Below are 10634 nucleotides of genomic sequence, written 5' to 3' on the forward strand. Positions count from 1 at the left end.
TTTGTCGGACGCTCGGGATATGTTGAAGGAGAGTCGACGAATGAAGAGGCTCAGTTGAGGGAGGCCGGCCCGTTCATGTGGGAAGAATCTGATCCCGTGCTCGAAGCACAGGTAGTCGAACGTCAACGAATCACTATCGAGAACTACCGCAACGACCCGGATCTCTTGGCCGAGCACGTCGGCATGGAGGACAACTTCCAAGCGGGGGGCTACGGCGAACGGCAGGTCGAGGAGCTACTCCAAAACGCAATCGACCAGTTGGGGTCACCCGGGCGAGTCGAATTACGCCTGGCAGACGGGAGCCTCTACTGCGCTAACGAGGGAACCCCGTTTGCCTCGGAAGGCATCAGGGCAATTACGGGCGCGTTCCTCAGTTCAAAAGACGATGAGAAAATTGGCCGTTTCGGTCTGGGCTTCAAGTCGGTCCTGGGTGTGACGAATCAGCCCCAGATCCTCAGCCAAACGATCTCGTTCGGGTTCAATGAGCCTGAGGCCAAGTCTCTTCTCGCCGAGTTGCCTTATGAAACCCAGCGAGTACCCACGCTCCGAGTCCCGAGTGTCCTTCACGCCCAATCGATCGCTGCCGATGACCCAAACGTGGCAGAGCTAATGGAGTGGGCCTCTACAGTCGTGAAGCTGCCGCTCGCCCGTGGAGGTGAGAGGCTTCGCCGACGCCTAGAGGAGTTCGACGTTCGCTACTTGCTCTTCCCGGAGAATCTCGCGCAGGTTGACATTGTGCTCGCCGACGCTGAGGGTGAACTCGGTCGGCGTGTACTTCGTCGCCGTCCCGGAACTGACCCGGCATTGGTACAGCTTCAGGCGCCCGATGGAGAAACCTCCGAGTGGCGGGTGCTTCGAAGGGACCACCACGTTTCCGACGATGTCGCGAGCGACCTCCCGGGTCTATTCCGCCGAGATCAGGTGACCGTCTCCTATGCGCTGGAGGTCGGGAAGTCCGGAGTCGGCGAATTCTGGGCCTGGTTTCCTTTGCAGGACCAGACCACTGCAAGCGGCATTTTCAATGCTCCGTGGCAAGTCAACGACGACCGCACCTCGATGCTGCCGGGAAGCGCCCTGAACCGCGAGCTGCTTGGTGTCGCGGCGGAGCTCCTAATCGACGCGGCGCTACTCGAGTCAACGCCAGAAGATCCAGCGCAGCACTTCGATGTATTGCCTGCACGAGGGCGAGAAACTCGATCGGCGGCTGACAGGTTTCTGTCCGAACGAATTCCGCTGATGGCACGGAGGCACGAACTGATCCCCACGGGTCAAGGGGAGATGCGAGCACCATCTCGAGTTCGCGCACCTTTCCTCTCTAGCCAGCCAAATCCGTTCGATTTGCCAGCAGAGGTAATGCAGCGTTGGTCAGACGCGACCAAGGATGCGGATGCTCCCCATTGGAGCTGCTACAGGACGCCAACTCGTCGGGCCCGACTGGCGCAGCTTCTCCTTGGAGACGATGAGCGCGCTGTGTGCGTGACAGTAACTCCGAGCGCCTGGCTCTCGGAAGCGGCAGAAGCGCGATCGATCGATGCGATAGACGCCGCCCTCTCAGTGTTCCTCCGCCTCAAGCAAGAGAAGGACGAGATCTGGAAGCAGTTCCAGAGCGCCCTGATCATTCCTCTCGAAGGGGGAGGTTTCGCAAGGGCTGCTGATGCAGCCACCGTCCTTCTCCCGGTGGCACTAGCCGAGGCTCCTGCCGGGGTGTCAATGGTGGAAGGCGCATTCGCTGAAGACCCGGGGCTTCGAAGGAAACTGGAAGAGCTCGGAGCGAAAGACGTCTCGGCGGATCAGGTTGCCCTCGCAACTGCGATGACCGGGCACGCTAACTGGACTGACGCTGATTGGAGCCAGTTTTGGACCATGTTGGCAAAAGCCACACCATCGGGAGGTAAAGACGCTCTCGAATCGCTGGAGACGCGAAGAGTCCCCATAAAGGTGCAAACCGACGCGGGAACATGGCGCGAAGCAGTTGACGTGTTCTTGGACCCAGCCATGGCGCCTGGCATCCCAGCGAGACAGCCTTCCTTCCAGGCCGTCTCGGGTCGACGCGACTTGCTTGAGCTAGCGGGATGCATTGTTGACCCACACCCTGACTACCCAGTGCATCGTGAACGCGCTTTCGAGATCTACTCCAAGAAGATGCAGCAGGACGTCAACGCCAAGGTGCAAGAAGAATACGGCCGCGGGAAGCGCGCGACCTTGAAGTTCGGCGACCCCCATGGGGCGGGGCCACTTGACGTGTTGATCGAACTCGCTGAGAACCCCGATCCCCACGCTCGGAGAGCCCGGGCCGATTGGTCCACCCGCATTCTGCTCGCGAACCGAACTAGCACAATTGACGCTGGTCTCCGCATCTACGGTCAAGACCGAGACGCAAAAGTCACGATGACCGCTCCGGACATCTGGGCTGTCGAAGCCTTCGGGCTAGTGAACACATCGCTTGGGGCTGAGCCACTCAAAACCGCTCTAGCCACTTCACTCTCACAGTTCGGGCAGTATCTGGCGGTCGTGACCCCGCAACTCGCCGGAGCCTACTCGCTACCCAGAAGCCTCTCCGACGCGCCGGACGATGCCCTGAGATTGCTCTTCACGCGAGACGACTACACCGCAGACGAACCCGAGCGGCTGGGAGAAGTACTTGCTGAGGCGTCCGGGCGCCCGACTTTCACGGGTGTGGACGAAATTCCGGCGTTCGACCCGAAGAGCCAACGAATTCGCCTGACTCCGGTCCTGGAAGTCGTCCTGGCAACGACCGAGGAGATGGACGACCTCGGGTCACACAGTCTCCGCTATATTCCCTCCGGACCGTGCGACGACGCACTAGTCAGCGCCTGGAGTGTTCAAAGGGCGTCTGATGTCATCGCCAGGGCGATCGACTGGACGCCCGTTGAAGACTCAGTCCCAATTCTCGACGTCTACCCCAGCCTGAGAGACGCAGTCGCCAACCCGATAGAGGATCTCTTTGTTCGCCGTTGTAGCAGGATCACAAGACGGACTACCAGTCCTGCTGGAGTTCGAGAGCAGCGACTCCCTTCGCACCTGGATGGGAAAACTGTTCTGGTCGACGCAGAACTCGATCCGGTCTCTGAGCTCACCCGATTGAGCGCTGTGCTGCGACTTGGGCTAACCGAGGCGGACGCAGCAAGAGTGATCGCGAGCGATGAGGCGCTCAGGCAAAGCAAGCTTGTGCAAGACGTACTCGCCGAGTCTTCAGAGGCCAAGAAGCTCCTGCTTCTGGTTGGACGTGAAGAGCTCGTTGAGAACCTCCCCCATGGCCTACTAGGGGTGATCGAACGACGCCAGGGAAGACAAAGCGATCTTGCGGTCGCAGAGCTGTTCATAACGACACGAGGCAATGACTCCCTGCGGTGGTTGAAGGAGCCACTTTCAGAGGCAGGCCTCGCCGTGCCTCGCGCATGGGCCGGCTCAGCGGAAGCTGACCAGTTCGTAACGTCGCTGGGCTTCCCCCGCACTTACGCGGGCACCCGGGAGAAGAAGGCTACGCCTACGGAGCTTGTCCCCGGAAGAGTCGATCTCAAGCCACTGCACAGATTCCAGGAGGATCTGCGCAACCTAATACGCGAGCTGGTCCTGATCCGGGACAAGGATGGCGATCATCGCCGTGGTCTTCTCTACCTACCGACCGGAGCTGGGAAGACCCGCGTCACCACGGAGTCGATTGTGGCGATGCTTCGAGACGAGGAGCTTGCCTCTCCTGTCCTGTGGATCGCGCAATCTGAAGAGCTCTGCGAGCAAGCGATTCTGTCGTGGGCAGAGGTTTGGCGCGCGATCGGTGACGAACGTCCTCTCGAGATCACCAGATATTGGGGCAACTACGAGGCCGACGAGTCCCTTCAAGAATTGCAGGTTGTTGTCGCGACCGACGCGAAGTTGGCATCGATGATCGACCGAGGCAGTCGAGCGCACGGTTGGTTGCAGAATTCGAAACTTGTCGTGATCGACGAGGCACACACGGCTGGGTCACCGACTTACACGAAGATTCTGAGCTGGTTGGGAATCACCCGGGACGCCCGAGGCTCCTCGACCGCGCGCCCTCTCCTGGGGCTGACCGCCACCCCTTATAGGGGAACGAATGTGGATGTGAATAAGCAGTTCGTCGCGAGATTCGGAGAGCGGCGACTAAACGCACTGGATCTCGAGGACCCGATCGGTCAGCTCCGTGACATGCAAGTTCTTTCCAGAGTCGAGCATCAGTTGCTAGATGGAGTAATCGTTGATGATGCCCCGACCGAGGGCATCACCGGGGGACGAGCCTGGGATGACGTGTCACGCGCAACCCTAGCCAGGCTCGGAGAGAACCTTGACCGCACGCAGCAGCTCGTCGATCACATCATGCGACAGCACCCGGAATGGCCGATTCTGGTGTTCACACCGTCAGTGGTCTCCGCACACGTGACGGCGGCTCTGATCAGAAGCCTAGGCAGACACGCGGACGCTGTGGACGGTGAGATGCGGGGGCAGGAGCGGCGGCGCAAGATCGACGCATTCAAGGCAGGAGACACGAAAGTGCTCGTGAACTGCGACCTTCTGACACAGGGTTTCGATGCACCGAAGGTTCGAGCTCTCTATATCGCCCGGCCGACGTTCTCGCCCAATCGCTACGTACAGATGGTTGGTCGCGGACTCCGTGGCCCCCTGAACGGTGGAACCGAAGAATGCCTGGTGGTGAACATGGTCGACACGTTCACCCAGTTCGACCGCAAGTTGGCGTTCACAGAATTCGACTACCTCTGGACCAAGAAGGGTGTGAAGAACAAGTGAGATCCGGCGGCCAGGCAGCTTTCATCGAATACTTGCGCAAGAATTTCGTTGGTCCACGGAGCGGGGACGACGAAGAAGTTGAGTCGAACCCGGTTTATGCATACCTAACGGGAATGCTATTCCCAATGGAGGTGGGGGAAGGCGTTCCGCCGGAGACTCTTGACGAGGACCTGAGTCCTGATGAATCCGTGGTCAAAGGCGAGGCCGATGACGGATTCCCCGACGAAGAGGACCTTGACCAAGATGACATCGGGAACCTGACCGCGGCCTCAGGGTGGACACCGTCCTCAATGGGCTTGTCATTCATGCATGACTCCCCAGAGCTCGTCGTCAGCATCAGAGGCGCTGCCTACGAACGGCAATACGAGCGAGACGACGAGGCAGCAGGCACTGGAGATGGCCGGTGGCGCCGCGTGGCGTTCAGTGATCAATCTGTCATCATCGCGGCAGCAACTAACGGACAGGAGGACGTCTGGGGAGGCCGTGCCAGGCTGCAGTGGCGGTCGAGGCCGGGCAAGCACGCGGAGATCGTGACCGTTTCGCTCTCGAACGCAGTGCAAGTTCCACTTGGTCGCGCAAAGAAGGAAGTGGAGAGCGTGCTCTTCCAGTGCGAATTCGATGTTGAATCGGTCGGCGGGGTGATCCAGCCTTACCCAGGAAATGTCGTTGTGAATGCGACGCCGGAGGATCGCGAACTCGAGTATCGCTTTCGAAACCACCTGAGTTACGCGATCGGACACGGTGTCGCTGCCACCTGGTTATCGAGCCTTCCGGTGACGCGGATTTCGACAGACTCTCTGCCTTCCGAGACAGTGCCTCGAGTCAAGCCACGTGAAGCCTCGGGAGAGGCTCTCAGAATGGCATGGCTGGCCGACCGAAGCTTGCTTTCGGACGTTCTCGCAGAAGGGCTTTCCGGTTTCGTATCTGAGTATGAGCGATGGGTATCCGACAGGCGGGTAGAGGCAGAATCGGCGGGCAAGCATCGCGAGGCGGCCCTTGGGCTTGTCAGCCGGATGGATCAGGCAACGAAACGAATGCGTGAAGGCATACTCCTGCTTGGACGTGATGCTGCGGTTCGCGAGGCGTTCCAATTGGCGAACATGGCCATGAGGCTGCAAAGCACCAGGGGCATCGAGGTGCCCTTCGAAGAAGAACCCAACTGGCGCCCGTTCCAGCTGGCGTTTATCCTCATGGCCTTGGCGTCAACCGCCGGCGACGACCACGAGGATCGCGAACTAGTTGACCTCATATGGTTCCCAACGGGAGGCGGAAAGACAGAGGCATACCTCGGGCTCGCAGCGTTCGAAATGATCCGACGCCGCCTGCAGGACGGTTCGGCTGGCGGCGGCACCGCGGTCATTACCCGCTACACGATGCGTCTTCTCACGGCCCAACAGTTCCAACGAACAGCGCGGCTCATCTGCGCTCTTGAGTTGTTGCGAGACGACGGCACCTTACCTCCAAGCACGCCACCCTTCAGTGTCGGCCTCTTGCTAGGAGGAACTACTACTCCGAATGATTTCAAGGCTGCAGAACGCTTGTTGGCAGAGGTCCGAGGACAACTCAGCCCGCACAACCCGTTTCAGGTGCGCGCTTGCCCATGGTGCGAGACGCAGCTCATGCCCGAGCGGAAATCGCAGCGCGATGATACGTACGGATTTCGTGCGACAGCCAAGAGCTTCACGATCAACTGCGTCAACAGGAAGTGTGCATTCCATGCAAGCTTGCCGATGCAGGTCGTGGACGAAGCGATATTCCAGACCCCCCCAACCATCGTGGTCGCGACAGTAGACAAATTCGCGCGTCTCGCCTGGATTCCCAGCGGGGGATCGATTTTCGGGCTCAGTGGCTCGAGCTTCAACCCGCCGTCACTCATCATCCAGGACGAGCTCCACCTGATTTCTGGACCCCTAGGCACGATCGTCGGGATCTACGAGGCCGCGATCCAGTCACTACTCAAGTGGCGCGGGTCGTCTCCCAAGATCGTGGCTTCAACCGCAACCATCCGTTCAGCAGACGAACAAGTTCGAGGGCTTATGGCCTCCAGAGTGGAGGTCTTCCCGCCGAGTGGCTTGGACGCCGACGACAACTATTTCGCGGAACTGGACCAGGAAGGACCCGGACGTGTTTACGTCGGCATCTTGCCCCAGGCATTCGCGCCGGCTTGGGCAATCGGCCAAGCCGCTGGTCGGCTCCTAGCGGCTCCCACCGCAATTCCGTCCCTGTCGACGGCTGAACAGGACGCGTACTGGACGCTCGTGGCCTACCACAACAGCCTCCGGGAACTCGGTCGGACCGTAACGATCCTCCGCGATGACGTTCGAACAATGTTGGAGCGCGAAGTGACATCGAACCCCGGTGGTCGAACTATCGGAGCCGAGGGCATTGAGGAACTTACTAGCAACGTCGATTCCCACGAGCTGGTCAAGATTCTCGAGCGGCTCAGTGTTTCGAAAGGCTCCCCAGGAGTCATCGACGCAATCGCAGCCACCAATATCCTCTCGGTCGGAATCGATGTTGACCGCCTCGGGCTCATGCTGGTCAACGGGCAACCCAAGACAACGGCGGAGTACATCCAGGCCACTAGTCGGGTCGGACGAGCAGGAGTGCCGGGCATCGTATTGACGCTGTACCGCTCTGGAAAGGCGCGCGATCGATCCACATTCGAGGGCTTCCGCACCTTTCACGGTTCTTTCTACAGGTTTGTGGAGCCGACCTCGGTGACACCCTGGGCTTTCCAAGCACGCCGACGGGCGCTACGGGCAGCGCTCGTAATCTTGATGCGTCACGCGGCTGGCTACAGCAAGAACGACGATGCAGCCGCGTTCGACGAGACATCCGCGTTTGTTCAGAAGGCGATCGGCATGCTTATGGATCACATTCGTCTCGCAGACGAGCGCGAAGCGCCAACGATCGAACGTGAACTTCGCCGAGCCGCAGCTGATTGGAACACCCGCGCGAAAGGCAGTGCTGGGGATCTCAAGTACCAAGGTTCCAAGAAAACGGATGACCAACTTCTCAAGACCTTCGGCGACAGCGGTCAAGGTTGGCCAACTATGCACTCAATGCGGTCAGTCGAACGCGGAGTGCGGCTTCGCCCGCGAGGAGAAAAAGCGTGAGCAAGAGAATCCTGCAGCTGGGCGTAGCGAAGCTGATTGCGCCGTTCGGACCGGGTGCAGTGGTGGACATCCTCGGCGAGTCCTTCATGACATTGACGGCAGACAAATGGCCGAAGAGAACTTTGCTTGAGCCCGTAGACTGCCTTCGGCTCTCGTCACGGCTCGGCATACAACGCTTCTACGGCCCCCCAACATCCGACGACATTGAGACCTCGAATGCTCTGGGCATTCCGGTCATTAGGTATCCCGCGTGGCTCTTCTGTCAGACATGCCGACGGATGATTCGGTGGACCAGCAAACTCGAGAATGGAAAGGCACCGGAGTGTCCAAGCGATTCCGGTCGCCTTGTCCCGATGCGTTTCGTGGTGGCGTGTCGGGAAAGAAGTCACTCTGCTGACGTGCCGTGGCCCGAATGGCTACATCGGGCTCCAGGAGCGAACGCCGAGTGCAAAGAGAACAGTTCCCTGAGATTCCGACCGATCGACGGCGGATCGCCTGGCCTTTCCGGCCTCGAGGTAGCGTGCGATGTATGCAGCAGCCGAAGGACGCTGGGGGATCTGCGCGGAGACGTGCTCCTTCGTGAGGGGCTCGCGTGTCACGGTACTCAACCATGGGAGTCCACATGGAGGACCTGCGAAAGCCCACTCGAAGTCCTGCAGCGTGGAGCAACCAGCTTCCACTATGCAGAGACCGAGGCCGCGATCGACATTCCCGACGTCTCGGCGTCAACGCTCGACGTTGAAGACCGGATCCGCACCAACACTTTCTACCTTGCCCTCAAGAGCACGCCACCAGAAGACCCCTTCGCCTCACAGATGGCACATCGTATTGCCGACGAGCTAGACGTTTCAGTCGACTTGGTCCTCAGCCTCGTCCGCCGTGATCTGGATGGCGATGAAGACGGCGTGGTGGTCAGAAGCGCGATCTTGGGCGAGGAATTCGCTGCGTTCCGCGCGGCCGAGAATGATGACGCCGATGAAGAGAACTTCAAGACTCGAGCGGAGACTTTCGACCAAGAGTCCGTTGACGTAGTTGAGAGGGCCTTGGCTGAACTAATCGAAAGCATCGTCCTGGTCGATCGACTGCGGGAAGTGCGCGCAAGCCTCGGCTTCAAGCGTTACCGACCCGACTCTGACCTGATTGACGCCGTGACCCACGACGGAACCGAAGCGAAATGGCTGCCCGCTTATGAAGGTTTCGGCGAGGGAGTCTTCCTCCGGTTCAATGCAGCCGCAATGGACGCGTGGGCCAGCACCCCGGGCGCTCGGGCGCGGTCAAGGCAACTGTCGGAAAAGTTCGATACGTCGAACTTTTCGAAACGGCTTCATCCATTCTCAATCCAATACGTGGCGCTTCATTCGTTCGCCCATGCACTTCTCCGGGAGTTCGCATTCTCTTCGGGCTATCCGGCCGCGTCCCTGCGTGAGCGGATCTACTGTGAGGCGTCAGGTGACTATGGCGTGTTCATCTATACAACATCGAGTGATCCGGAGGGCACGCTGGGCGGACTCGTCCGCGAAGGAGAACTTGATCGCCTAGGGAGCAGCCTCGCTCGTGCGGCGGAACAACTGAGTTGGTGTTCGAACGATCCCGTGTGCAGCGAGTCTCATCCTCAGAACCTTGACGGACTCAACATCGCCGCCTGCCACTCTTGCCTGCTTACGTCAGAGACTTCGTGCGATGGCTTCAACTTGTTACTCGACCGAGTAATGCTGGTTGGCTCTCCGAATGGAGATGTGGCCGGTCTGTTGGACGGTCTGTTGCAGACGATTTCGGACTCCATGTAGTACCGCGCCCCTCTCACACGCCAAATGTAATGTCTGTGGCGACTCGTTTTCCGTCAGTTACGGAGGGGGCTACCCTGGGCCGCATGAGCAGCGAGAGCCGAGCATCCACCAGCACCGACGGCTTCACCGCCGAAGAGCGCGCCGCCATGAAGGAGCGGGCGGCCGAGCTGCGCGCGCAAAAGGGCCGCACGAAGGGCGCCGCGAAGGCGGCCGCCGAGCTGCAGGACGTGCTCGACGCGATCGCGAAGCTGCCGGACGACGCCGACCGCGCCCTCGCCGAGCGACTGCACGTCGTCATCACCGAGGCAGGCCCGCAGCTCGCTCCGCGCACCTGGTACGGCATGCCCGCCTACGCGCTCGACGGCAAGGTGCTGTGCTTCGTGCAGCCGGCCAGCAAGTTCGACACCCGCTACACGACCCTCGGGTTCAACGACACGGCGCAGCTCGACGACGGCGCCATGTGGCCGGCGTCGTTCGCGGTCACCTCGCTCGGCCCGGCCGAGCAGAAGACGATCACCGAGCTCGTGCAGCGCGCCATCGGCTGAGCCCGGTTCCTGTGAGAAACTCGCTCCCGCGACGGCGTGACATGTAACATGCCAGCATGACTTCTCGAGCACGTGTATCCGCGTATCGCGATCGCCTGCGCTCCGAAGGTCTTCGACCCGTGCAGGTCTGGGTGCCCGACGTGCGATCTGCCGACTTCGCCACGGAAGCCCGCCGTCAATCGGCGCTCGTAGCATCTGCCGCATCACACAGCGACGACATGCAGTTCGTCGAGGCGATCAGTACCACCTGGGACGAGTGAAGCGCGGCGAGATCCGGCTCGTGGCCGGGGGCGTCTACGCCAGCAAGCCGCGACCCGGTCAAGTCCCTGGAAGTGGTGTAACGGCTGATCCTTCGCTTTATGCGCTGAGTGCGATGAAGGTGTCGGCGACCACCTCGC

General features: G+C 60.3%; 5 protein-coding genes. All 5 read left to right on the plus strand.

Annotation, left to right across the window (positions count from 1 at the left end; genetic code table 11):
- The first annotated feature begins 96 nt into the window (after positions 1 to 96).
- The 5 genes from FK219_RS14185 (at position 97) to FK219_RS11445 (ending at position 10496) form a co-directional block, all read left to right on the plus strand.
- A complete protein-coding gene (locus tag FK219_RS14185; protein WP_165638128.1) occupies positions 97 to 4785 on the plus strand; it encodes a sacsin N-terminal ATP-binding-like domain-containing protein in 4689 nt (1562 codons plus the stop codon).
- Entirely contained in the window at positions 4782 to 7904 is a 3123-nt protein-coding gene (locus tag FK219_RS14190) for a helicase-related protein (RefSeq protein WP_165638129.1), read from the plus strand. The genes FK219_RS14185 and FK219_RS14190 overlap by 4 nt, the downstream gene beginning before the upstream one ends.
- Positions 7901 to 9691: a DrmB family protein gene (gene drmB, locus FK219_RS11435; RefSeq protein WP_152584052.1), complete on the plus strand. Its 1791-nt coding sequence runs from the start codon at positions 7901 to 7903 to the stop codon at positions 9689 to 9691. Before FK219_RS14190 ends, drmB begins: the two co-directional genes overlap by 4 nt.
- An 83-nt stretch (positions 9692 to 9774) precedes the next feature.
- Positions 9775 to 10236, plus strand: coding sequence for an iron chaperone (locus FK219_RS11440; RefSeq protein ID WP_152584053.1), 462 nt, complete (start codon positions 9775 to 9777; stop codon positions 10234 to 10236).
- A 56-nt stretch (positions 10237 to 10292) separates the two neighbouring features.
- Positions 10293 to 10496, plus strand: coding sequence for an antitoxin MazE family protein (locus FK219_RS11445; RefSeq protein ID WP_152584054.1), 204 nt, complete (start codon positions 10293 to 10295; stop codon positions 10494 to 10496).
- The last annotated feature ends 138 nt before the right edge of the window (positions 10497 to 10634 follow it).

This window comes from Microcella pacifica, from assembly GCF_009371975.2.
GTDB lineage: Bacteria > Actinomycetota > Actinomycetes > Actinomycetales > Microbacteriaceae > Microcella > Microcella pacifica.